Here is a 23,193-nt window from a genome sequence, read left to right on the forward strand (position 1 = left end):
AGGTGGTGCGAAGGCGCACCACCTGATTTACCAGGATCGTCAGTAGGCCAGCGTCGAGTCGATCACTTCCCACATCACGTTACCGTGCACCACCTCGTAGCCGAGCAGGACCTGGCCATGGGCATCGTCGCCCTCGAAGTTCGCCAGTACCCAGCGGTGGTTCAGCACGTGGATGCCGTCGGGCCGGAACGCAAAGCCCTCGTCACCCTCCGCCTCGTGCGGGATCAGCTCCGGATGTTCCATCAGATCTGCACGCAGGCGCTCCTCGGCGCGTGCCATGCCGCGGCGTTGCAGGTCCTGGATGTGCGCGTTCGTCAGGCCCAGTTCGACCGGGCGCGGAATCTCGTGCCGGGTGTATTCCTGTAGCTGCACCTGCGTCTGGTACAGCTCGCGCTGGGCCTCGGTCACATCCTGCTCCAGCCCGGTGGCACGGGCGATGTAGATGGCGAGGATGATGACGAAAAACAGCATGAAGCCCAGCCAGGCCAGGCGCTCGCTGTTCTTCAGGCCACCCTGATTCTTGTTGTCCTGTTCTTCGGTCACGAGTCTCCTCCCGGGAAAGGGGCACACCATATGAAAGCCGTGCCCGCGTGACGGAACACCCGGGCTGTGTGGGCCCAAAGGTGCAAAATCGAAACGTCGCGCATCATAACGCCTGAAGCCGCGATCTGCCGAGGTATCGATGTCCCGCGCCGAAGCCCCAGCGCCCAGCACACCCGAACTGCAATGGGTGAACCGCTTTGCGAGTCTGCCGGAGGCCTTTTATGACCGTCCGGCGCCGGCCCCGTTCCCGGATGCCACGTGCCTGGCGACCAGCGCCGAGATGTGCCGGCGCCTGGGGCTGGCCGCGACCGACCTGGCCCGCCAGCCCTGGCTGGGGGCCTGCACCGAAGGACACCCGATGGAGGGCCCCGACCCGCTGGCCAGTGTCTATGCCGGGCACCAGTTCGGCGTCTTTGTCCCGCAGTTGGGGGACGGACGCGCAAAGCTGCTGGGCGAGGTTCGAACCACCTCCGGTGAGCACTGGGAACTGCAGGTGAAAGGGGCTGGCCGCACGCGCTATTCGCGCGGCGCCGACGGCCGCGCGGTACTGCGTTCCTCGATCCGCGAGTACCTGATCTCCGAGGCGATGGCCGCACTGGGCGTGCCGACCACCCGCGCGGTGGCCCTGTTCGGCTCCAGCCTGCAGGTCCTGCGCGAGCGCGTGGAACCGGGGGCGATCGTGCTGCGCGCGGCACCCAGCTTCCTGCGCTTCGGGCACTTCGAGTATTTCCACTACAGCGGCTACAGCGAACGCCTGCGCGAACTGATCGACTATGCGCTGGCGCACGACTATCCCGAGCTGGCGGACGCCGACGACCCGGTGGCCGCGATGCTCGAACAGGTGATCGCGAACACCGCCGAGATGATCGCCGACTGGCAGGCCGTCGGGTTTTGCCACGGGGTGATGAATACCGACAACATGAGCCTGCTGGGGCTGACCATCGACTATGGCCCGTTCGCGTTCCTGGATGCCTACGACCCGGGCTACATCTGCAACCACACCGACCAGGGCGGCCGCTACGCCTTCGACCAGCAGCCGGCGATCGCGCAGTGGAACCTGATCCGTCTGGCCGAGACCCTGGTAATCCATTTCCAGGACGCCACCCGCGAAGCCGCGATCGAGCGGGCCAAGGCACTTCTGGTGGACTTCATGCCCCGGTTCGAGCAGGCCTGGCTGACGCGCATGCGCGGGAAGCTGGGGCTGGTGGAGGAACGCGAAGGGGATCTGGAGCTGATCCACGACCTGCTGGCACGCATGGCCGCGGAGGGTGTCGACTACACGCGCTTCTTCCGCCAGCTGCCGGATCTGGAGCAGCCCGAGATCCGCGAACAGCTCGAGGCCGAGCTGGAGGACGCGACCGCCTGGCGCGGATGGTGGTCGCGCTATCAGGCGCGCCTGGAGACGGAGGCCCGCCCGTTCGAGGCACGCCGGGCGGCGATGAACGCGGTCAATCCGAAGTACATCCTGCGCAACCACCTGGCGCAGGCCGCGATCGAGCAGGCCGAGGCGGGCGATACCTCCGAGCTGCTGCGGCTGCAGGCCATTCTTGAGCGTCCGTTCGACGAGCAGCCCGAGCACGAGGCCTACGCGGACCTGCCGCCCGCCTGGGCCGCCGGCATCCAGCTGAGCTGCTCCTCCTGACGGTGCCCTGATCGGCCTTTGCGCTACGGCCCCTGGGAGGGCTTAGTTGACCGCGCCCTCGGGTGGCAGCTTCTCCTTCATCGAGTCGGACAGTGGCACGTCGTGCACGACCAGCACCGGCAGGCGGGCGTTGCGCACCAGCCATTCGGTCGCGGACCCGGAGAGCATGCTGGCGATCTGGCTGCGACCGCGCGTGCCCATCACGATCATGTCCGCACCCCATTCCTCGGCATGGCGGGAGATCTCCTCCGGCGCACTGCCCACGGCGATGGCGACCTCGTCATCTGCCTCCGCCCACTCCTGCAACTGCGACCGGATTTTTTCTTCCGCCGAATGGCGCATTTCCTTTGCATTCAGGGGCGACGACCCCGCACCACTGAACGCACCAGCGGAACTGGGCCCTGCCACGTCCGACGGCTTCATCACATAGAGCAGCCGCTTCTTCGCCCCCGGACAGTGCTGGCGTGCAACGGCCAGGGCCGCGGCAGAGGCGGGCGAGAAGTCGACGGCGATGATGACGCGCTGCAGCATGAAGATCCCCAATTGAACGCATGGAAGAGCCCCGGCAAAGGCTTGAGCGGGGCGGCAAACTTCAGGACGGGCTTATGAAGTGCTAGACTTTGTCGCCTTTCCTGGCGGTTTCAGTCTGTACCGGCATTGAACCGCTTGCAACCGCGCCATCCACTGGTGGCAACCGGGCCCGGCTACTTCGCACAAGTCTCTGGTACCTGTTCGTTCACCCGTTGATCCCGACGCATGTCGGCTTCGGCGCGCATGGGTATTGGGGACCATATCGTGCAGCAGACCCTACAAGACTTCCTCTCCCGCCAGCGCAAGATCTGGTTGTTCAATGTGCGCGCGGACCTGATCGCCGGGATCGTGGTCGCGCTGGCCCTGATCCCCGAGGCGATCGCGTTCTCGATCATCGCCGGGGTCGACCCGAGCGTGGGCCTGTACGCCTCGTTCACCATGGCGGTGGTGATCGCCTTCGCCGGAGGGCGCCCCGGGATGATCTCGGCCGCGACCGGGGCCATGGCCCTGCTGATGGTGACACTCATCGCCGAGCACGGACTGCAGTACCTGCTGGCCGCGACCATCCTGACCGGGATCATCCAGATCCTGTTCGCCTGGGCCAAGCTCGCGCGCTACATGATGTTCATCCCGCGCACGGTGCTGGTCGGCTTCGTGAATGCGCTGGCGATCCTGATCTTCCTGTCGCAGGTGCCCTACCTGGTGGATGGCGACACCACCATGTGGGCGCTGGTCACGGCCGGCCTGATCATCCTCTATGGCCTGCCGATGATCCCGGGCTATCCGAAGCTGCTGCCGCCGCCGCTCGTCGCGATCGTGGTGCTCAGCGTCCTGGTCTACTTCATGGGCCTGCCGACGCTGGAGGTCGGCGACATGGGCGAGCTGCCGGACGGCCTGCCGGTGTTCCTGTTCCCGGACATCCCGCTGAACTGGGAGACGCTGCAGATCATCTTCCCGACCGCCTTCGCGCTGGCGATCGTCGGCCTGCTGGAGTCGCTGCTGACCGCCTCCATCCTCGACGACCTGACCGACACGCCCTCCGGCAAGAACCGCGAGGCCCAGGGCCAGGGCATCGCCAATGTCGTCACCGGCTGCTTCGGCGGTATGGCGGGCTGCGCGATGATTGGCCAGTCGGTGATCAACATCAAATCCGGGGGGCTGGGGCGGCTGTCCACGCTGTCGGCGGGGATCTTCTTGCTGATCTTCATCGTGTTTCTCGGCGACCTGGTCTCGATGATCCCGATGGCCGCGCTGGTCGCGGTGATGATCATGGTCTCCATCGCCACCTTCGACTGGGGCTCGCTGACCACCCTGCACAAGCTGCCGCGCACCGACGCCACCGTGCTGATCGTGACCGTCGGCACCACCGTGATCACCCACGACCTGTCGCTGGGCGTATTCGCCGGCGTGCTGCTCTCGGCGATCTTCTTCGCGCGCAAGATGGTCAAGGCCGTCGAAGTCACCAGTGCGCTGTCGGAGGACGGCCGGACTCGCATCTACACCGTGCGCGGCCAGCTGTTCTTCGTCGCCGTGGACAAGTTCATCGACAGCTTCGACTACCGCGAGGGCATCCACCACATCGAGATCGACCTGACGCGCGCCTCGCTATGGGACAGCTCGGCGGTGGCTGCCATCGACAAGGTCGTCGGCAAGTTCCGCCGCAACGGCATGGAGGTCGAAGTCAGGACGCCGCGTGGCGAGAGCGGCGAACTCCACGACAAGCTCGCGCAACACGACAAGGGCGCCGACCTGGGGCCGGGCGGGCACTAATGCCGCCACCGTCATTGCGAGGAGTGCAGCGACGAAGCAACCTCCCTCCGAAACCCTCGGACCCCGACACTGCGCAAGCTTCGGGAGGTTGCCGCGGCCCCTGCGGGGCCTCGCAATGACGGTGCCCGTGGCGGCGCCGGGGGATGGGAGAGATTGGACCTCTTGTCCAGGCATGGCAGGCTAGGCGGATGATGAATCTTCGCCGGCCGGCGCCTCCGGCCGACCCCCGGGTCGAGCAGGAGCGGATTCGGCGTGCGCTGCTCTGGCCGATGCTGGGGGCCGCCGTCCTGATCGTGATCCACGCCCTGCACGACCTGCTGGGCGGGGACTGGTCGCGGCTGGGTATTCTGCCGCGCGACGCGGTCGGGGCGCTGGGCATCATCACCTCGCCGTTGATCCACGGCTCCTGGGGTCACCTGCTCGCCAATGTGCCGACCTTGTGGGTGCTCGGCATGCTCACGCTCTACGGCTTTCCGCGTGCCACGCGCGTTGCAGTCCCGCTGATCTGGCTGATGGGGGGGCTGGGTGTCTGGCTGTTCGCCCGCGAGGGGCTGCACATTGGCGCCTCGGGCCTGACCCACGGGCTGATGTTCTTTGCCGTGGTGATCGGGATCCGCCGGCGCGATGCGCTGTCCATCGCGGTGGCCATCATCATCCTGTTCCTCTACGGCAGCATGCTCTGGGGTGTCTTCCCCAGCGGCCCCAAGGTCTCGTTCGAAGCGCACCTGTTCGGCGCGGTCGTGGGTGCGGTCTGTGGCTGGTTCCTCTATCGTCGAGATCCGTTCCCGGTGTATCGGCGGCACGACTGGGAGGACGACGACCCCACCGACCCCGAGACCCTGCGCAAGATCGAACAGGGGCGGCTCGACGAGATCGAGCCGAAGGAACCGCCGGAGGGGCCTGGGCGGCGCGATTAGCCGGGCACCCTTTCTGGATGCCGTTCGTCGCGCTCGGTGCATCCCGCGACGTAGCGGCTACGGTCCATCTTCACGGCACCGTCATTGCGAGGAGGCGAAGCCGACGAAGCAATCTCCCTCAGGAAGCACCGCATTGCCAGCGTTCGGAGGTTGCCACGTCGGCTTCGCCTCCTCGCAATGACGGCTCAGGGTCCGGCGTGGTGGCGCTCTAGCGCCCGAAGGTCATGCGCATGCCGGCCATCAGGGTCAGGCCGGGGGCCGGCTCGTAATAGCGGCGGTTGCCGTCGTTGATGCGGATGTTGTCGACGTTGTCCGCGTCCAGCAGGTTGTTCGCGGCCACGAAGGCCTCGACATGGGCGTTGCCATCCTGCCAGTGGCGGCCCGCGCGCAGGTTCAGCGTGGTCTGTCCGCCCACCCGTTCGTCGTTGGCGTCGTTCACGTAGCGCCCGCCTGTGTACAGCGCATCGATGGTGAAAAAGTATGGCCCCTGGCGCCAGTCGGCCTCCACGAACAGCTGCTCGCGCGGCAGCCCGGGCAGGCGGTTGCCGTCGCGCCGTTCGCCCTGCTGGTCCACGAAATCCCGATAGCGGAAATCGTTCAGGCTGAGCGCGCTGGACAGCGTCCACTGCTCCGTCGCGGACCAGTCGACCGCCAGTTCGAAGCCGCTGCGCGCGGTTCGGCCAGCGTTGGTGTAGAACGTGCGACCGTCCACGTTGGGCTCTTCGAACGGGGCGATCTCGTCGCGCACGCGGGTCGCGTAGACCGAGGCATCCCAGGCCAGGCGACCGGTCTCGCGGCGGATCCCGACCTCGATGCTGCGTGCCCGCTGAGGGTCGAGATCGGCGTTGAATCCGCCCCCGCCCTCGGGATTCGCGAACTCGGTGAAGGTCGGGGTCTCGAAGTTGGTGGCTACGTTCACGTAGGCCCGGTAGTCCGGCTGGAAGTGCCAGATCAGCCCCGCCATCGCGCTGGTCTCGCGGAAGGTCCGCGCATCCGAGCGATCCGGTTCGCCCACCCGGTCGGAGAAGTGGTCATCGATGGACATGCGGATGCGGTCGTGGCGCGCGCCGAGCACCATGTTCCAGTCCGACCCCAGCGCGGTGTCGGTCTGCACGAAAACCCCGCGCGAGCGGGCGCGCTCGCGCTGGTCCAGCGCCAGATCCCCAACGACTTCGTCTTCGTCACAGTCCAGCTGCCCTGGTGCGAAAGTACCAGACGTACAGCGCCGGGTGCGATCGTCACGCTGTTCCTCCAGGTCGATCCCGGTCAGCACCCGGGTCGGGCCGATGTCCTGTTCGTACTGGGCGTTGAGCCCGTAGAAGTCGCGCTCGTAGGCTACCCGCGAGTCGCCGGGAAATGGCAGTTGCTGCGCGTAGTCGCGCTGGGTCCAGAAACCACCCAGGCGCAGCTCGCCGGGGCCGAGCGACTGCTCCCACTGCAGCCCCGTTGTGAGCTGCTCGGCTTCCTGGGTGCTGTCGAGGGCCGTGGCCAGCGGGGCGGCCGCGCGCCGGTTCTGGCGCATCTCCTCGCGCGTGAGCCCGCCGGGGTCGTCGGTGCGCGGGGCATCGAGGTAACGCAGGTGAAAATTCAGCGTCCCCGCCTCCAGCTCCGAGGCGGTGTGCAGGCGCAGGTAGCGCTTCTCGGCGGTGGACTGGTCGCGGTAGCCGTCGATGGCGAAGTCGTGTGCCGTCAGGGAGTAGCGATGGGTCCCGTGATCCTGCTCGGCGATGGCCTCGGCGCGGCGATAGCCGTAGCTGCCCAGCATGACTCCGCCGCCAAAGCCACGCGCGTCGCGCCCGTCGCGGGTGCGCGCCGAGATCACGCCTCCGGAGGCATTGCCGTACAGCGCGGCGCTGGGCCCGCGCAGGACCTCGATGTCGCGCAGGTTCAGCAGGTCGATGGCGTCCACCTGCGATTGGCCGTCCGGGGTGGTCTCGGGGATGCCATCCTGCAGGATGCGCAGCCCGCGTACCCCGAACGGCGCGCGCGAGCCGAAACCGCGGATGGAGATGCGCGCGTCCTGCGCAAAGTTGTAGCGGTTCTGGGCGAACAGCCCTGGTACGCGATTCAGCGACTCGTCCAGCTGCAGGCCCTGACGCCCCTCGGTGGCCTGGCGCTCGTCCACCCGTGATACCGCCGCCGGCAGGTCCGCCAGCGGCGTGGCCAGCCTGGGCGCGGTCACCGTGATCTCGACCGGGTCGAGCACGGGTACGTCGTCCTCGGCGATGGCCGTCGGAGCGGCCAGGCCCAGCACCGGCAGGGACAGCGGCAGCAGAGCGACCGGTCCCCTGAGGCTCCGGGTCTGCCCGTCTGCCGGTCGCCTGGGCATCGCGCGTTAGTCCCGGAGGATCAGCTGCTGGGTCAGGAGCTCGCCATGATCGAGGAAGGCGTCGTACAGCGCCCGGCTGCGTTCCGCCAGCGCCTCGTCGTCGCCCCAGGACCCTGGGCGGTCGAAGACCTCGCCCGTACGGTAGCCATTGGCCACGGCCATCATGAAGGCCGCGACGGACCGGGTGGTCACGGTCGGGTCGGTCACCGACCCATCCTCGTAGGCCAGGCGTGTGGGGACGATGGTGGACTCGAGCTGGTATTCGAGCGCGCCCTCGAGCAGGCGGTCAATCGCCGCACCCAGTTCGCCTTCCAGCTCCGGCGCCCGCTCGCTCAGCAGCTTTGCGGTCCCCTCGCGTTCGCGCAGCAGGGAAAAGCCGCCGGTGACCTGGTGGACGAACCGCCATTGCGCGGCGACGTCGACGTGGTCGGAGGCCGCACGGGCCTCGCCGTCCTCGAACGCGATGTGTGCGGGCAGGCCCCAGTCGCGGATCGGCCCGTCTTCGGACACGATGGCGCGGGTGATGGACGCAGTGCGGTCCGCCAGCGTCTCGGCGCGCCCCTGATCGTCCGCATCCCCGAACAGGTAGAGCGTCTCGTAGACCCCCTTGAGGCCACGCAGCAGCGCCCCGACCTGATCCACCGACCACTCCGCGCCCTGGTCGCGGACAAACATCCCGGCATCATCATCCCAGGCCGCGTCGGCGGTGTCCGCCATGGCCCGGGCGATCTCGACCATGTCGTCGCGCGAGTGGCCCAGCCAGCCCGCGAGGGTCTCATGCTCCAGCTGCCCCATGTCGTCCTCGCCACCCGGCTTGTGCTGGCGCACCCAGGCGTATGCGGGGCCGTGCAGGGCGTCGAGGCCGAAGGCGAGGGCATCGGTGCCCGAGTCATTCGCCGCTGCCACCTCGCCGTCGGCGTAGCGTTCGTTGACCAGGTGGTCCGCCAGCGCCGACATCAGCGGTGCCGGGTTGTGGGTGATCTCGTCGTACAGGCCCAGGTGTTCGAAGCGACCCCCGCTGTGATGCATATGGTAGAGATACGCGGCATCGGCATAGGCCGCCGGAGCAGCCTCGTCGTCACTGCCGGACTGTGCGCGGATGCGCCCTTCATCTACCAGCTTGCCGTGCACCGTATCCAGCAGGCCGAGCCAGGTCTCGCCGATCTCCCGCATCGGGCCATCGGCGAGTTCCGGACGGTAGTCGTCATGCCCCAACTCACTGTCGCGCATCAGGCGGCCCTTGACCGTCAGTGCCCCCAGCGTCATGAACGCATCATCGGCGGTCATCCCGTCGGCATGCACCAGCACGCGGTCCTCGCCATCGAGCCCGTGAGCAATTCCGAGCGGAGCGGCCTGTGCTGTCGTGGCCAGTGTCACAGCGATGGCCGCTGTCAGCGGTGCAAAGGCTGCCTTCATGGTCTTGTATCCCCTTCTCGCGAATGTTCCGGCCCGAACTGTATGGACCAAACCCTACTGAAACTCCTGACTCCGCACACGGGTAGCGGTTCAATCGGAGGGGGTCTCGGGCCTCCCGCGTGCGTTAACAAAACTTCATACGAGTGCAACGGGTTCGTCATCCGCTCCGCGTAGCGTGGGTGCGCCATTCGTGCAAGACAGGAGCAACCCGACATGCAAGATTTGAAGCCTTCCGCTCGTCTGGCCCCCTTGGTGCTGGCCATCAGTGCTGCATTCAGCGGTGGTACCGCCATGGCTGGGCAGGCGATCGATGCCGATGATGTCGATGCCGGCGAAGTCGCGCTCTCCGACGACGTCCTGACGGTCTATCTGCATGACCATGGTGATTCGATCGCCGCTCGTTTCACCGAGGATACCGGCATCGACGTGCAGATCGTCGACATGAGTGGCGGCGAGATCCTCGCCCGCATCGAGGCCGAGCGCGTGAACCCTCAGTGGGATGTGGTCTACGTGATGGGTCACGGCAGTGTCCATCGGCTCCACGAGGACGGCATCCTCCTGAAGGACGACTGGCAGCCCGAGGCCGTCAGCGACTATACCGAGCAGGCCCAGAAGATCTACGAGCGTCACCCCGATGCCTCGTGGTGGCCGGTCACCATCAGTGCCCCGGCCCTTCTCGCGTACAACCCGAGCTGCGAGGGGACCGAGGACATCACCGGCTGGGACGCCCTGCGCGATCCACAGTTCGAGGGCCGCATCGGGATGCCCAACCCGAACATCTCCGGCCCGGCCTATCCCTACGTGGCCTCGTTCTTCGAGGATGACATGGATGCCGGCTACGAATTCTGGCAGGACGTCTTCGACAACGGTGTGCGGATGTACCGCTCCAACAGCCCGGTGGCCGAGGCCCTGATGACCGGCGAGCTTTGCGTGGCCGGTCTGGAAGAGCCCAACACCTACGGCGAGGTGGAGAAGGGCGAGGACATTGGCATCGTATACCCGGAAGAGGGTGTGCCGGGCGCGGCCCGTGGCGTTGGCATCTCCGCCGACACGAGCGTTAGGGACGACGCCCGTGCCTTCGTCGAGTGGCTGCTTTCCGCCGAGACGCAGGACTACCTGACCGAGATCGAGCATCGCAACAAGTTCTTCCAGCCGGTGAATCGCAACGCCTCGCCGAACGAACTGCTGCCGCCGAACGATTTCCTGGACGGGGAAACTCCGTACGTCTTCAGCGACTACGTCTGGATGGGCGAGGTAGAAGCCGAGATCAAGCGCTGGTTCGCTGACCAGGTGATGTAACCCGGCCCCTCCACTGCCGGATGCAGTAATGGGGCTCTGCTGGGACACGGCAGGGCCCCTTCTTCTTGTAGCGACCCGGGCGTGGCTCCATACGCCCAAGGAAATCCGATGACCTCAGTCCCCGTGCGTTCGATCGCCCCGACACCGTCGCCGCTTGCCCGTCTGATGGGCCGCCTGCCGGCCAGTGATTCCCTGGTGGTCTGGCTGGTGACCGGGGCGCTGCTGATTCTGGTCGCCCTGCCGCTGACCGCGATGCTGTTGCACCTGGCGTTCCCGCGCCTCTATCTCGGCGATTTCACCCTCGGGGATTTTCAGCTCTTCCGGGATCTCTGGGAACGCCGGCTCTGGCGTACTTCGGTGACCAACTCCCTGTTGCTGGCGACCGGGACCATGGTGCTCGGGACTATCATCGGCGCCGGTCTCGCCTGGATCCGCCACAACTACCGCTTCCCCACCGCCAGCCTGATCGATTTCGCCGCCTGGTTCGTGCTGGTGATGCCGTCGTTCATCATCGCCCAGGGCTGGGTGCTGTTTTCGCGCAGCAGTGGCACGGCCGCCCAGCTCGGCATGCACTGGGTGAACGACTTCGTGTTCTCCCTGCCGGGGCTGATCACGGTGATGGCGCTGACCAACTTTCCGCTCGCCTATCTGGCGACCAGCGCGGCCCTGCAATGGGATGTCTCGCGCTATGAACAGGCAGCGCGGCTGTGCGGCGCGAACGCTGTCCAGACCCTGTGGCGGGTGCGTCTGCCACTGCTGATTCCGGCCTTCGCCTCCGCCGCGATCCTGGTATTCGTCGACAGCATCGGCGACTTCGGGTTGCCGGCGGCCTTTCTCTCGGTATTCAGCTTTCCGCTGATCCCTTACAACATTCGGGCGGAGGTCGCGACGGTTCCCGTATCCTTCGAAGGTGCTGCTGTACTGTCCTTCGTGCTGGTGAGCCTGGTCGGGGCGGCCATTGCCCTGCAGATCCGGGTGCTCCGCAACGGCGGTCGCGACTTTCTGACCGCGGCCGCGGCGCCGCGCAACCGCCCGAAGCCGAGACTGTGGCCGCTGCTGACTGCAATCAACCTGGTATTCCTGACGCTGGCCATCTTTGCACCGCTGGGAACCAGCCTCTCGGTCTCGTTCATGGACCGCTACAGCCAGGGCCTGACCCTGGGCAATCTAACGCTGAACAACTACATCGACGTCCTGTCCGAGGGATCCTCCCTGCTGCCGGCGCTGCGGAATTCCTTCTTCATCGCCTTCACGGCCGCGGGCATCTCGATGGTGGTCGGTTTTCTCGCCGCTTACCTGCTGGCCTTCAGCAGCAACCGCATGAAGCAGTTCATCGACGTCGCCTCCACGGTTACGCTGGCGGTGCCGGGGATCGTCCTGGCGGTGGGCTACATCTTCATGTGGAATCAGCGCTGGCTGGCCGATCTCGGGATCCAGGTCTACGGCAGTCCCTGGGCGATCATCCTGTGTTCGGCCGCGGCCTCGGTCCCGATCGCCGTACGCATCGTGCTCGGTGCGATGTCGCAGACGCCGGGGTCGTTCATGGCCAGCGCCGCCTTGCAGGGCGCCGGGCTGTTCACGCGCCTGCGCAGCATCCTGATGCCCATGGTCCTGGCCGGCCTCCTCTCGGCCACGCTGGCGGTGTTCGCGACCAGCGTCTTCGACCTGGCGATCACCATCATGCTGCAGCCCCCGGGCTACCCGACCATTCCGGTGATCATCGACGAAGCCTTCCGCACCGTGGAGTACGGCTGGGCCACCGCCGCCACCGTGATCGTCTGCAGCCTGACCGCCCTGATTATCGTCGCCGCCCGCTGGGCCGTGCGACGCGCCTTCCCGTCCTTTTTCCTTGTCAGCGAGGACCACGCGAAATGAACCAAGACAGCGTAGACGTCAGTATCCGCGGCCTGACCCGCCGCTACCAGGACAGCATCGCGCTGGACTCGGTGGACCTGGATATCGCCTCCGGCGAGGTGATCGCCGTGCTTGGTGCCTCGGGCTGCGGCAAGTCCACCCTGCTGCGGCTGCTGGCAGGTCTCGATACCCCCAGCGAGGGCACGATCACGATCGGCGGTCACCAGGTCAACGGGCCCGGCTTCCATATCCCGCCGGAGCGGCGGCCGGTGAACATGGTCTTCCAGGACTTCGCGTTATGGCCGCACATGAACGTGCGCAAGATCATCGAGTTCGGGATGCGTCACCGGCGCATTCCCCGTGCGGAATGGAACACGCGGCTACGGGACCTGCTCGCGCTGCTGGAGCTTGGCGGGCTGGAAGATCGGCTCCCGCGCCAGCTATCCGGGGGGCAGCAGCAGCGGGTCGCCATCGCGCGGGCCCTGGCCACGCGGCCCCGGCTGCTGCTACTCGACGAGCCGCTGTCCAACCTCGATTCGCAGCTGCGCCTGCAGATGCGCGACGAACTCGCGGCCCTGTTGCGCCGGATCGGTACCACCGCGCTGTATGTGACCCATGACCTCCACGAGGCCATGACCCTGGGCCACCGGCTGGTGGTCATGCGCGACGGCCGCATCGAGCAGAGCGGGACTTCGGGCGAGATCTTCCGCAATCCGGGGAGCCCCTGGGTTGCTGGTCTGGTCGGTTTCTCCAACCGGATTCCCGTGGTCGTGGAAGACGTGAACGGCGGGCGGGTCCGCGTGCGCAGCGGCAGCCATCTGCTCGAGGCCAGCAGCGGCGAGGCGTTAAAAGTCGGTGACGAGGCACTCCTGCTGGCCCAGCCTCAGGCGCTAACCCTGACCACTGGCGATGGGGCCAATCGGCTGCGGGCCCGCGTCCAGAGCTGCCACTTCGAGGGCACTGGCTGGCGCCTGCGCTGTCAGAGCGAGGCCGCGCCCTTGACCGTTCATACAGAAAATCCTTTTGACGAAGGCAAGGTGGTGACTATCGAGGTTCCGGCGGATAGCGCGCGCGCCTATTCCCGAACGGCGGCCTGATTCCGCTTTCCCGGAACCCTTGACGGCGTTTGGCAAGCGCCGTGAACAGGCTCGCCTGTCCCACTATCAAGGTGTCGCCATTGTTCAGCCCCGTGGGCCATCCAATCTTCCACTCGCCAGCGGAGTGGTTTCGACAAGCGCACAAAAAAGGCCACCGGACGGGATGTCCGGTGGCCGAAGGCCCCCGAGGAGGCTACGGGGAGATCAGAAGTTGTACTGCATGCGGGCGAGGAAGATGTTCGGGCTGTCATCACGGAAGGCACCGTTCGACAGACTGTCCACCGCGTCGCTGTCCTTCACGTCCACCATCACGTAGTTGGCCATGAAGCGCAGGTTGGAACTGACGTAGTAGTTCAGGCCCAGCGTGAAGTTGTTCTGCTCGCCGCCCAGGATGTCGGCATCGCCGAGGTCCACCGAGCTGTAGCGCGCGGCGATCTCCCAGGCACCGGAGGGGCGCTGCGGATCAATGGTCCGGAAGCCGGTGGGTCGGTAGCCGCGGGTCTCGCCGGTCAGGACGTAGCCGGCCTGGACATGCCAGCCGTTGAAGGTGAGGTCGGAGCCCGAATCGCGATCCACCTCGGCCTGCAGGTACTCGGCACTGGCATGGAACGGGCCGCTGAGGAAACCGAACTCCAGCCCGGCCTTGGTGGTGGAGCGCGCGTCCAGCGAGCTCGTATCGATCAGGCGGGTGCCTTCGGTCGGACGCGACTCCGGGCGATCCCGGAAGCGCACGCTGCCTTCGCGCGCGTTGCTGGAGAAGGCCTCGTGAGAGAGCGAGGCGCCGAGATGGATCGTCTGGTCACCCCGGATCGGGTTGAACGTGACACGGCCGGCCATGCCCAGGGGGGCGTCGCCATCGGGATCACCCTCGATGGAGTGGGAGTAGCCCATCACCGAGAAGTGGTAGTTGTCGCCGGACTGGCCGTAACCCAGGCCGATGCGGCGGGAATCCGTGAAGACCTGCGAGGATGCGCGCTCGATGAAGGTCATGCGATTGGAGCTGGTCAGCTGCTCCATGCCCTGGGGCACCTTGAACTGACCGAACTGCCAGGTGCCGGCATCAGTGTCGTAGGTGACCTTCAGGTCGTTGTAGCTGATGCTTCCACCGGAGAAATCGAACTCCAGCTGGTAGCCCCAGTTCCCGATGAGAGAACCGCTGCCGCCCAGGCGTGCCCGACGCACAAGAAAACCGTCCTGGAAGGCCTCGTCTTCAAGGTTGTCGGTGTCGTGGAAGGCGGCATCGAGGTGCAGGCGTCCGCGCGGATCGAATGTCAGATCGGCCGAGGCCGGGGCGCTGATCGCGATCCCCAGCCCAAGGATCAGCGAAGTATTTACGGTGTATCTGACGGCTTTCATGTACTCCCTCCTGTAATCGAAAGCTTGTTCGGATATTCCGGACCGGTAGCCGAAGACCGGCGCCGGGCAGGAGGGATGCCACCCTAGTGGTGGGGTATGGCAGGGCGGTTACATGCGGGCTTCGATTTGGTGACATCCGGCCAGGGGGGGCGCGCGGCTCATTTGTCACGGTCTTGTCATGCGGAAGCCACGTGAGCGCAACGTGGGGCAGGCAGGGTAGCGCCTCGAATCGCCGGACCCTGATGGTCGGCACACCGCCCCCTCGTGACCTGCATGGAGAGACCATGAAAAAGACTGCACTTGCATTGACGATGAGCCTGACCCTCGGTGTCTCGGCCTCCGCTCAGGCTGACCCCTGTCCCGACACTCTGCGCTTTGCCGATACCGGCATCGAGGGTATGGAAGAGATGGTTCGCACCTTTGGCCCGTTCGGCGAGGCCCTGGGCGATGCCGTGGGATCCAGGATCGAGTTCTTCCCGGTTAGTGACCGCACCGCCGCGGTCAATGCACTGCAGTTCGACCAGGTCGACATCATCCTGGCCGGCCCGTCCGAGTACGCGGTGATGCGCTCACGTCAGGATGTGCAGTTGATGGTCGGTCTCGAGCGCGCCGAGTACGGCACCGCCTTCGTGGTCCATGCCGACAGCGATATCCATTCGCTGGAAGACCTGCGCGGCAAGGACATCGCGCTGAAAGATGCGGGATCGACCACCGGCCACATCGTGCCGTCCTGGATGCTGGTGAATGCGGGTCTGGACCTTGATCGTGACGTGAACACACACCTGCTGGATGGCGCGCGCTTCGAGGCCCTGATCAACCGCGACGTGGATGCCATGGGATCCGGTGTGCGTGATGTTGCGCGTCTGAAGGAGCGCGACCCGAATGGCGACTACCGCGTCATTGCCGAGAGCGACACCATGCCCCGCGATGCCTTTGTCGCCCGCGGCGGCCTCGACCAGGCCTGTGTGGCCCATGTCAACGAGCAGATCATGGCCGATGCCGAAAATCTGATGGAGGCCATACTCGGGCCGGGTCGTCGTGACAAGTACACCAATGCCCGCTTCGTCAATGACCTCACCGAAGAGGAATTCGACCTCATCACCGAGGCCTATGATCTCGTTGGCATTCGCCTGAACTAAGCCCCGGCAGCAACATTTGCAGCAGGAGACCCGGTGCCCTTGGGCATCGGGTCCTCGCTCCGTGGAGTGATGTGATGAACCCCATTGTAGTCAAGGATCTGCACAAGCACTTTGGCTCGATCCATGTATTGCGCGGTCTCGATTTCGAGGTCGCCCCCGGAGAAGGTACCGTCCTTCTCGGGGCGAACGGCTGCGGCAAGTCGACCCTGATGCGCTGCCTGATTGGCCTCGAGCGGCCGGATGCCGGCACCGCCGAGGTCGCTGGCATCGACATCGCCACCGCTGGCCGACGCCGTTTGCGGGAAGTACGCCGCTCCGTCGGGATGGTTTTCCAGCGGTTCAACCTGGTCGCCAATCTGTCGGTCCTGCAGAACGTCCTGTTCGGTGCGCTGGGACGCCAGCCACTGGGCGTGATGGCACTGGCCTCCCCCTGGGCACCGCAGGAAGAGCGCGACCGCGCGATGCACTGCCTGCACCGAGTAGGGCTCGCCGATCGGGCCGGCCAGCGTGCCGACACGCTCTCCGGCGGCCAGCAGCAGCGAGTAGCCATTGCACGCATGCTGATGCAGGCCCCGCGATTGGTCCTGGCGGACGAACCCGTCGCCAGCCTCGACCCGAGATCCGGGCGCGAGGTGATGGACCTGCTCTGGGAGATCGTGCGGGAAGAGGGCATGACCGTGGTATGCACCCTGCATCAGCTGGACCTTGCTCGTGAGTACGGCGACCGCCTGCTTGGCATGAAGGCCGGCAAGATCCAGCTCCAGGGGCGTATCTCCGATTTCGATACCGGCAGCCTCGAATCGCTTTACCACGGCGAGGTCCGGGTGGATGGTGACCCGCGGGAGGAAGTGCCTCTCGCAACCGCTGCCTCTGCCTCCTGACGCGCCCAGACCTTTCACGGAACCAACCCAATGCATCCAGTCGATCAACGAGTGGCGGCGCTTGCGCCCGCCCGATTCACCTCGCCCTCGGTCTTTACCTGGGTGATTCTTGTAGGTTTCGCTGCCTTCTTCATACAGGGCTTTCTGTCCGTTGATGTCACCCTGGCCCGTCTGGCTCAGGGATTCGGCAATCTCGGGGGATTCTTCGCTCAGGCCTGGCCGCCCGAGACCAGCCGGCTGGAGCCGATTGCCTGGTCCATGCTGGAAACCCTGAACATGGCCATTGTGGGCGTGACGGTCGGCGTAATCCTGAGCGTGCCGATGGCCCTGCTGTGCGCCTCGAACACCGCCCCCAATCGCCTGGTGCGGACCCTCAGCCGGACCATCGTGGCCACCATGCGCACCATCCCCGATCTGATCTGGGCGCTGATCTTCGTGGTTGCGGTGGGGCTTGGGCCGCTGGCCGGAATCCTGGCCATCATCATGGACACCATCGGTTTTTGCGCACGCTTCTTCTCCGAACGTATCGAGGAGGTCTCGAAGGGGCCATCCGAGGCCCTGGCCTCCACCGGCGGGGGCCGGCTCTCGGTGATCTTCGGGGCCATCCTCCCCGAGTCGACGGCCTCGATGACCGCCACCAGCCTGTACGGGGTCGAAAAGGCGATCCGCTCGGCCGTGGTGCTGGGGCTGGTCGGGGCCGGCGGCATCGGGGTCGAACTGTCCACCGCAATGCGCATGTTCCAGTTCGATCAGGCGTTGACGATCATCCTGGTGATCCTGGTCGTCGTCATTGGTTTCGAACAGATCTCCTCAGCAATCCGTCGTCGAGTGATCTAGACGGTCAGGGACTGTGTCGATATGAGAAGGGTGAGCACGGCGCAGAAAAAACCCCGCCGGTCGAGGGACCGGCGGGGTCTGGGTCGCCTGGGGTAACTTTTGCCGACGGCTTACCCGGTTGCCTCCTTCAGACGGATCAGCTTGAGCTCGTGGAACAGCCCCATCATCAGGCTGACGCACATGAACAGCAGCACGATCACGAAGGGCAGGCCGGCGCTGACGGCACCGGCCTGCAGGGCCTGCAGCGCGGCCGCGCCACCCACCGCCAGCAGCACACCGGCGATCACGCCCTCGACCGTGGCCCAGAACAGGCGCTGGGACTGCGGGGCGTCGGTCTTGCCGCCGGAGGTGATCGAGTCGATCACCAGCGAGCCGGAGTCTGACGAGGTGATGAAGAAAACCAGGACCAGGGTGATTGCCAGCAGTGAGGTGATCGTGGTCAGCGGCAGGTGCTCGAGCATCTGGAACAGCGCCAGCGAGGAGTCACTGATGCCGTCGGCCAGTGCACCGACCCCGTCGCGGGCCTGATCCAGGCCGGTCCCGCCAAAGGCACTCATCCAGATCACGGTCACGGCCGTTGGCACCAGCAGCACCGCGGTCACGAACTGGCGTACCGTGCGCCCGCGCGAGACCCGTGCGATGAACATGCCGACAAACGGCGACCAGGAGATCCACCAGGCCCAGAAGAAGATCGTCCACTCGTGATAGAAGGTCTGGTCGTCACGACCCACAGGGTTGCTGAGCGGCCACATGTACTGGGCGTAGGCGCTCAGCGTGATGCCGGTATTGGAGAGGAAGGCGATAAAGCCGCCGAACAGGGCCACGAACAGTAGCAGTACCACCGCCAGCGTCAGGTTGATGTTGCTGAGCACGCGCACCCCGCCATGGATGCCGCGCATGATCGACAACAGGGCAATTACCGTGACGCCGATGATGATCGCGACCTGGGTGTTCAGGCCGGCTTCGATGCCGAACACCGACTCCAGCCCCGATGCCGCCTGCTGCGCCCCAAGACCCAGGGAGGTGGCCAGGCCGAACAGGGTGGCCAGTACCGCCAGGGTGTCGATCACATGCCCGAGCGGGCCCCAGATCCGCTCGCCGAAGATCGGGTAGAACGCGGAGCGAATGGTCAGCGGCAGGCCCTTGTTAAAGGCAAAGAACGCCAGCGCCAGGCCTACCACGGCATAGATCGCCCATGGGTGCAGGCCCCAGTGATACATCGTCGCACCCAGGGCCGCGTGCTTCGCTTCCTCGGTGCCGCCCTCGATGCCCAAAGGCGTCCCGAACCACTCGGTGAAGTAGCCTACCGGTTCGGCCACGGCCCAGAACATCAGGCCGATGCCCATGCCGGCGGCGAACAGCATCGAGAACCAGGACAGCACGCTGAAGTCCGGCTTCGCATCCTGGCCGCCAATCCGGATGCTCCCGACCGGCAGCAGGATCAGGGCCAGACAGAACAGCACGAACAGGTTGCCGGCCGACAAGAACAGCCAGTCAAAGGTCTCGCCGATCCAGGCACGCGTGGCGCCCAGGCCCTCGTCGGCCTGTTCCGGGAACATCAGGGACAGGATCACGAACGCGAGGATCAGCAGGGCGCTGACGGCGAATACCGGGTTGTGCAGATCCAGCCCCAGCGGGTTGATGTTCTGTTCCCCGATCTCGTGATCGGTCTCGTAACGGGCCTCGAGCTCCTCGATCTCCCGTTTCGGGTCTTGTGCGTTGTCGCTCACGCTCACCTCCTTGGTGTGATTGGGGGACGCTGGTCCAGACGTTCTCCGGTCCATCGCCTGGAACTGTCTGACCGCCAGGGCGGTAGTCTTCGATTGAGACCGCGTCTCCCGAGGTACGAGTCGTTTCGTTCTGGCATCCGGCCGTCGGAATCCGAAACGAAAAATTCGGGACCTTCATGGCTGACTTCCATTGCTCACCCGCTAGCGGGTGAGCAACAAACGTGCGCGGCGGATTGGCTTCTAGAAGCTGTAGTGCATGCCGACCATGAACACGTTGTTGCTTCCATCCTCGGGAAAGTCAGCCCCGGCCCGGCCGGTGTCTCGGGCCCTTGATGCCGGTACCGCACCGGTTGCTTCTTCTTCGTAGTAGTACTCGGCAAACAGGGACAGCCCGTCCATCCAGTTGAACGCGTAGCCCAGGTGGAAGACGTCTCCGCCGTAGTTGTCGACGTTGGCGTAGGTTCCGTGGAATATATGTTGCCCCACGGCGTAGGCGGCGTAGATGTTCGCGGCGACGTCGCCGTCGTCCCCGAAGGCCCCGGCGTCCTGGTCGCTTTCAATGTATTCGACCTTGGCACCCATCGACCATGGGCCCATGCTGTGCATCGCGGACACCCCCCAGATCCGAGTGTTCTGCTCGCCATTGGCATCATCGACCCCGACGGAAAGAGTCGTGTCGCCGAAGGCGTACGAACCGGTCACCTGGTAGCGATCATCTGGAGAGCCCGATGCATCGTCGTAGCCGCCGTTCGCGCTGTAGGAGGCCGCGAACGAGAAGCCGTTGAAGTCCGGAGAGTAGTACATGAGGCTGTTGCTCTCACGGAAGGTCGTATAGGTCGCGAAGCCGCTCTGGTAGGAGTAGAACATGTCCACCGGGAAGGCGATCGCGTTGTAATACGGCAGCCAATCGCGGCCATACGCCACGGTACCGAATGCGCCGTCGAGCCCGACCTTGCCGATGCGGACGTCCTCGTCTTCGCCACTGAAGGGGTCCTGTACTCGGCCGTTGGCCAGGTCGAGCGGGATTTCCAGCTGCGCAAACGCGTTCAGGCTTTCATTGATCTCATAGTTGGCGTTGAAGCCGATGCGTGAATAGGCATCCCGGAAGCCGTCATAGCTGTCCTCGCCATCCGGGTCCGCCGTTTCGTACTGCAGTCTCAGTGAACCGTAGAAATCGAACTCGACGCCCCCTGCACCCTCCTGTTCTGCGGGGCTGACCGCTGGCGCCAGAAGAAGCGCCGTGGCAACGGCCCCGGCCAGTGGAGTGAGATTCCACGAAATGTTGTTTTTCATTATTCGTTCCTTTTGGCAGTTCGATCCTGGAATCCGAAAGAGAAACAGGCCCCTGTACCCCCGGGGGACCGATGGCGAGCTCCCGAGGAACCGCCACAACCGTTTCTGTCGCGTATGGCTAACGAGAGGCCCGTTTTGTTGCCCAGAGACCGGATCCTGGTGACCTCGGCTAGCCGGAAACCCCATTAATAGAACGCGCTCGCCGCTTTCGCCACCAAAGGACAAGTTGCAACTCCATTATTTTTGTACAAAACTATATGGCATTTGCCATACTGAGTCCGACTGTGATGTCAGCTGTTTCTGCCCAGAACGAACCTCATCGCCCCGCGACGGAAGGGGAACCGGATCTGTCGCGTTCCGTGATCCGTCAGCTGCGCGTGATCATCCGCGCCCTGCAGGGGCATTCGCGGGCAGTGGAGCGTGCCTGCGGGATCAGTGCCTCGCAGTTGTGGGCCCTGTGGGAGCTGCAGCGCACGCCCGGGCTGAATGTCAGCGACCTTTCGCGCCGGCTGTCGGTGCATGCCTCGACCACCTCGAACCTGCTGGACAAGCTGGAATACAGCGGGCTCGTCGAGCGCCGCCGCCCGGAGAAGGACCAGCGCATCGTGCGGCTGTATGTCACGCCCAAGGGGGAGGCGCTCCTGTCCGACGCCCCGGCAGCCCCCCAGGGCGAGTTGAACCGCGCGTTGCACGCTCTCCCGCCCGAGCGGCTGGCGGATCTGGACGAAGGGCTTACCCTCCTGGTCGAGGCGATGAACACCACCGAGCCTCGTGCCGGTCTGCAGCCGTTCGAGGTGAAAACCTGAGCGGCGTGGCCGCCAGGTAACGCGCCATGCGCTCCCTCCTGCCCGCCAGCCTGCTGCTTCTGCTGCTGCCGCTGGTTGTACTGGCCGAGCCCCGATTCGACGACCCGCCCACGGACTCGCGTGATGGCGGTCTAACCCTCGAATGGAACGCCGAGGGGCCCGTCGAACTCGAACAGGCGAGCGGTCCGGACTTCGACGACGCCCGCGTGATCTATCGCGGTGGCGACACCAGCAGCGTAGTCAGCGGCCTCCCGGACGGCGAATATCGCTTTCGCCTGCGGGCCGATGGCGCGGACGACTGGGCCGACGAGGCCCGGATCGATGTGGCGCACCACAGCCTGGCCCGCGCGTTCGGCTTCTTCGCGCTGGGAGGCGTCGTCTTTCTGGTCCTGATCGTGGCCATCCTGCGCGGTCGCCCGCGCGACTGAATTCACCTGCCCCGCCCCGTCGATCCGCGTGTACCGCGACCGGGGCCGGCGGCCCTATCGGAGAACACGATGCACGAACTCAAGATCAACATGCAGCGCCTGCAGCAGGACATTACCGAGCTGGGGCAGATTGGACGCGATGCCGACCGTGGCTTGCACCGCCGGGCGTTCAGCGAGGGCGACCGCGCGGGGCGCGAGTGGTTTCGCGGCCGCCTGGAGGCCGCGGGCCTCGACGTCTGGCAGGATGGCGCCGCCAACCTGCACGGTCGCCTGGACTACGACGGCAAGCGCCCGGTGGTCGCCATGGGCTCGCATCTCGATACCGTCCCCGGTGGTGGCCCGCTGGATGGTGCCCTGGGGGTGCTGATCGGGCTGGAGGTGCTGCGCACGGCCAAGGAACATGAGGTCGACTTGCAGTACCCGCTGGAGGTCATCGACTTCACTGACGAGGAGGGCCGCTTCGGCGGCATGTTCGGCTCCCAGGCGATGGCCGGAAAGCTGACCCCGGAGAGCATCAGCCATGCCCGTGACCTCGAGGGCATCACCCTGGTCGAGGCGATGGCCAACTGGGGCCTGAATGCCGACGACGCCCTGAGCGCGCGACGCGACCCGCACACCCTGCATGCCTTCATCGAGACCCATATCGAGCAGGGCCCGGTGCTGGATCGCCGCGGCCTGAGCGTGGGCGTGGTCGAGGCCATCACCGGCCTGTTCAAGTGGGAGGTGCGCCTGAAGGGCCAGCCGAACCATGCGGGCACCACGCCGATGGACATGCGCATCGACGCCTTCCAGGGGCTGGCCGAATTCGGCGGCGAGATCAATCGCCTGCTGGAGGAGCACGGCAGCCCGAACTCGCGCGCGACTATCGGCCGCGTGGAGCTCTCGCCGGGCGCGGCGAACACCGTGCCGGGCATGGCGACTTTCTCCTTCGAGGTGCGCGATACCGACGAGAAGGTATTGACCGCGCTGGCCCACGCGGCCCGCCGCACGCTGTCCAGCCTCGCGCGCCGGCGTGACCTGATGTTCGAGTTCGACGTGCTCTCGGAGATCGATCCGGTGCGCTGCGACACGGGCATCGTGCAGACCATCGAGGCGACCGCCGAACGCATGGGGCTGGAGTACCTGACCATGCCCAGCGGCGCTGCGCACGACACCCAGAGCATGAGTGCAATCACGCGTACCGGCATGATCTTCGTACCGAGCCTGCAGGGGCGTAGCCATTCCGCGGCGGAATGGACAAACTGGGAGGACATCGAGACCGGCGCCAACCTGACGCTGCAAAGCGCCCTGGCCCTGGCCGCCCGTTCGTGAGCATCCCCGATCAC

Annotated in this window: 19 protein-coding genes; 12 read left to right on the plus strand and 7 right to left on the minus strand. The window is 65.7% G+C overall.

The window, feature by feature from the left end:
• Window positions 1-39: 39 nt before the first annotated feature.
• Window positions 40-543: a hypothetical protein gene (locus tag F467_RS0102265; protein ID WP_018139761.1), complete on the minus strand. Its 504-nt coding sequence runs from the start codon at window positions 541-543 to the stop codon at window positions 40-42.
• Window positions 544-682: 139 nt separating this feature from the next.
• Here F467_RS0102265 and F467_RS0102270 point away from each other — a divergent pair, with 139 nt between their 5' ends.
• Window positions 683-2,185: a YdiU family protein gene (locus F467_RS0102270; RefSeq protein WP_018175078.1), complete on the plus strand. Its 1,503-nt coding sequence runs from the start codon at window positions 683-685 to the stop codon at window positions 2,183-2,185.
• A gap of 42 nt (window positions 2,186-2,227) precedes the next feature.
• On the opposite strand, the gene F467_RS0102275 is transcribed toward F467_RS0102270, so the two are convergent.
• Window positions 2,228-2,716 carry a universal stress protein gene (locus F467_RS0102275; protein ID WP_018139763.1) on the minus strand — a complete coding sequence of 163 codons (489 nt, stop codon included), beginning with the start codon at window positions 2,714-2,716 and terminating at the stop codon, window positions 2,228-2,230.
• Window positions 2,717-2,980: 264 nt separating this feature from the next.
• On the opposite strand from F467_RS0102275, the gene F467_RS0102280 reads away from it, so the two are divergent.
• Complete coding sequence (locus F467_RS0102280) at window positions 2,981-4,486, plus strand: SulP family inorganic anion transporter (RefSeq protein ID WP_026182238.1); 1,506 nt, start codon at window positions 2,981-2,983, stop codon at window positions 4,484-4,486.
• Window positions 4,487-4,674: 188 nt separating this feature from the next.
• A complete protein-coding gene (locus tag F467_RS0102285; RefSeq protein WP_018139765.1) occupies window positions 4,675-5,403 on the plus strand; it encodes a rhomboid family intramembrane serine protease in 729 nt (242 codons plus the stop codon).
• 208 nt (window positions 5,404-5,611) lie between these two features.
• On the opposite strand, the gene F467_RS0102290 is transcribed toward F467_RS0102285, so the two are convergent.
• Window positions 5,612-7,732: a TonB-dependent receptor family protein gene (locus tag F467_RS0102290; protein ID WP_369699444.1), complete on the minus strand. Its 2,121-nt coding sequence runs from the start codon at window positions 7,730-7,732 to the stop codon at window positions 5,612-5,614.
• 6 nt (window positions 7,733-7,738) lie between these two features.
• The gene (locus tag F467_RS0102295; protein WP_018139767.1) at window positions 7,739-9,148 is read right to left on the minus strand and encodes a hypothetical protein; all 1,410 of its coding nucleotides are present in this window, start codon (window positions 9,146-9,148) and stop codon (window positions 7,739-7,741) included.
• 213 nt (window positions 9,149-9,361) lie between these two features.
• Between F467_RS0102295 and F467_RS0102300 the strand changes: the two genes are divergently transcribed.
• From F467_RS0102300 to F467_RS0102310, 3 genes are all read left to right on the plus strand, one after another.
• Window positions 9,362-10,447, plus strand: a complete 1,086-nt coding sequence (locus F467_RS0102300; protein ID WP_018139768.1) for an ABC transporter substrate-binding protein — start codon at window positions 9,362-9,364, stop codon at window positions 10,445-10,447.
• 108 nt (window positions 10,448-10,555) lie between these two features.
• A complete protein-coding gene (locus F467_RS0102305) occupies window positions 10,556-12,322 on the plus strand; it encodes an iron ABC transporter permease (RefSeq protein ID WP_018139769.1) in 1,767 nt (588 codons plus the stop codon).
• The gene (locus F467_RS0102310; protein WP_018139770.1) at window positions 12,319-13,398 is read left to right on the plus strand and encodes an ABC transporter ATP-binding protein; all 1,080 of its coding nucleotides are present in this window, start codon (window positions 12,319-12,321) and stop codon (window positions 13,396-13,398) included. Before F467_RS0102305 ends, F467_RS0102310 begins: the two co-directional genes overlap by 4 nt.
• Window positions 13,399-13,602: 204 nt before the next feature.
• Here the strand turns inward: F467_RS0102310 and F467_RS0102315 are convergent, their stop codons facing one another.
• Window positions 13,603-14,754, minus strand: a complete 1,152-nt coding sequence (locus F467_RS0102315; RefSeq protein ID WP_018139771.1) for an OprO/OprP family phosphate-selective porin — start codon at window positions 14,752-14,754, stop codon at window positions 13,603-13,605.
• Between the two features lie 284 nt (window positions 14,755-15,038).
• Here F467_RS0102315 and F467_RS0102320 point away from each other — a divergent pair, with 284 nt between their 5' ends.
• The 3 genes from F467_RS0102320 (at window position 15,039) to phnE (ending at window position 17,611) form a co-directional block, all read left to right on the plus strand.
• Window positions 15,039-15,893 (plus strand): phosphate/phosphite/phosphonate ABC transporter substrate-binding protein, encoded by an 855-nt coding sequence (locus F467_RS0102320; protein WP_231362268.1) that lies wholly within the window; start codon window positions 15,039-15,041, stop codon window positions 15,891-15,893.
• A gap of 74 nt (window positions 15,894-15,967) precedes the next feature.
• Window positions 15,968-16,774, plus strand: coding sequence for a phosphonate ABC transporter ATP-binding protein (gene phnC, locus F467_RS0102325; RefSeq protein WP_018139773.1), 807 nt, complete (start codon window positions 15,968-15,970; stop codon window positions 16,772-16,774).
• A 30-nt stretch (window positions 16,775-16,804) separates the two neighbouring features.
• A complete protein-coding gene (phnE, locus tag F467_RS0102330) occupies window positions 16,805-17,611 on the plus strand; it encodes a phosphonate ABC transporter, permease protein PhnE (protein ID WP_018139774.1) in 807 nt (268 codons plus the stop codon).
• A gap of 110 nt (window positions 17,612-17,721) precedes the next feature.
• Here phnE and F467_RS0102335 read toward each other — a convergent pair whose 3' ends face one another.
• Window positions 17,722-19,341: a BCCT family transporter gene (locus tag F467_RS0102335; RefSeq protein ID WP_012981439.1), complete on the minus strand. Its 1,620-nt coding sequence runs from the start codon at window positions 19,339-19,341 to the stop codon at window positions 17,722-17,724.
• Window positions 19,342-19,581: 240 nt separating this feature from the next.
• Entirely contained in the window at window positions 19,582-20,634 is a 1,053-nt protein-coding gene (locus F467_RS0102340; RefSeq protein ID WP_018139775.1) for a porin, read from the minus strand.
• Window positions 20,635-20,921: 287 nt separating this feature from the next.
• Here F467_RS0102340 and F467_RS0102345 point away from each other — a divergent pair, with 287 nt between their 5' ends.
• From F467_RS0102345 to F467_RS0102355, 3 genes are all read left to right on the plus strand, one after another.
• Complete coding sequence (locus F467_RS0102345; RefSeq protein WP_012981441.1) at window positions 20,922-21,440, plus strand: MarR family winged helix-turn-helix transcriptional regulator; 519 nt, start codon at window positions 20,922-20,924, stop codon at window positions 21,438-21,440.
• Window positions 21,441-21,466: 26 nt separating this feature from the next.
• Window positions 21,467-21,868, plus strand: coding sequence for a hypothetical protein (locus tag F467_RS0102350; protein WP_012981442.1), 402 nt, complete (start codon window positions 21,467-21,469; stop codon window positions 21,866-21,868).
• Between the two features lie 69 nt (window positions 21,869-21,937).
• The gene (locus F467_RS0102355; RefSeq protein ID WP_012981443.1) at window positions 21,938-23,179 is read left to right on the plus strand and encodes a Zn-dependent hydrolase; all 1,242 of its coding nucleotides are present in this window, start codon (window positions 21,938-21,940) and stop codon (window positions 23,177-23,179) included.
• The last annotated feature ends 14 nt before the right edge of the window (window positions 23,180-23,193 follow it).

The organism is Thioalkalivibrio sp. ALJ12, from assembly GCF_000378305.1.
In the GTDB taxonomy this organism is placed as follows: domain Bacteria; phylum Pseudomonadota; class Gammaproteobacteria; order Ectothiorhodospirales; family Ectothiorhodospiraceae; genus Thioalkalivibrio.

Excerpts from the sequence above, each read along its gene's own strand:
- F467_RS0102275 (WP_018139763.1), bottom strand. The coding sequence starts at position 2,716 with ATGCTGCAGCGCGTCATCATCGCCGTCGACTTCTCGCCCGCCTCTGCC.
- F467_RS0102305 (WP_018139769.1), top strand. The coding sequence starts at position 10,556 with ATGACCTCAGTCCCCGTGCGTTCGATCGCCCCGACACCGTCGCCGCTT.
- F467_RS0102270 (WP_018175078.1), top strand. The coding sequence starts at position 683 with ATGTCCCGCGCCGAAGCCCCAGCGCCCAGCACACCCGAACTGCAATGG.
- F467_RS0102300 (WP_018139768.1), top strand. The coding sequence starts at position 9,362 with ATGCAAGATTTGAAGCCTTCCGCTCGTCTGGCCCCCTTGGTGCTGGCC.
- F467_RS0102285 (WP_018139765.1), top strand. The coding sequence starts at position 4,675 with ATGATGAATCTTCGCCGGCCGGCGCCTCCGGCCGACCCCCGGGTCGAG.
- F467_RS0102290 (WP_369699444.1), bottom strand. The coding sequence starts at position 7,732 with ATGCCCAGGCGACCGGCAGACGGGCAGACCCGGAGCCTCAGGGGACCG.
- F467_RS0102320 (WP_231362268.1), top strand. The coding sequence starts at position 15,039 with ATGAAAAAGACTGCACTTGCATTGACGATGAGCCTGACCCTCGGTGTC.
- phnE (WP_018139774.1), top strand. The coding sequence starts at position 16,805 with ATGCATCCAGTCGATCAACGAGTGGCGGCGCTTGCGCCCGCCCGATTC.
- F467_RS0102310 (WP_018139770.1), top strand. The coding sequence starts at position 12,319 with ATGAACCAAGACAGCGTAGACGTCAGTATCCGCGGCCTGACCCGCCGC.
- F467_RS0102295 (WP_018139767.1), bottom strand. The coding sequence starts at position 9,148 with ATGAAGGCAGCCTTTGCACCGCTGACAGCGGCCATCGCTGTGACACTG.
- F467_RS0102340 (WP_018139775.1), bottom strand. The coding sequence starts at position 20,634 with ATGAAAAACAACATTTCGTGGAATCTCACTCCACTGGCCGGGGCCGTT.
- F467_RS0102355 (WP_012981443.1), top strand. The coding sequence starts at position 21,938 with ATGCACGAACTCAAGATCAACATGCAGCGCCTGCAGCAGGACATTACC.
- phnC (WP_018139773.1), top strand. The coding sequence starts at position 15,968 with ATGAACCCCATTGTAGTCAAGGATCTGCACAAGCACTTTGGCTCGATC.
- F467_RS0102315 (WP_018139771.1), bottom strand. The coding sequence starts at position 14,754 with ATGAAAGCCGTCAGATACACCGTAAATACTTCGCTGATCCTTGGGCTG.
- F467_RS0102350 (WP_012981442.1), top strand. The coding sequence starts at position 21,467 with ATGCGCTCCCTCCTGCCCGCCAGCCTGCTGCTTCTGCTGCTGCCGCTG.
- F467_RS0102345 (WP_012981441.1), top strand. The coding sequence starts at position 20,922 with ATGTCAGCTGTTTCTGCCCAGAACGAACCTCATCGCCCCGCGACGGAA.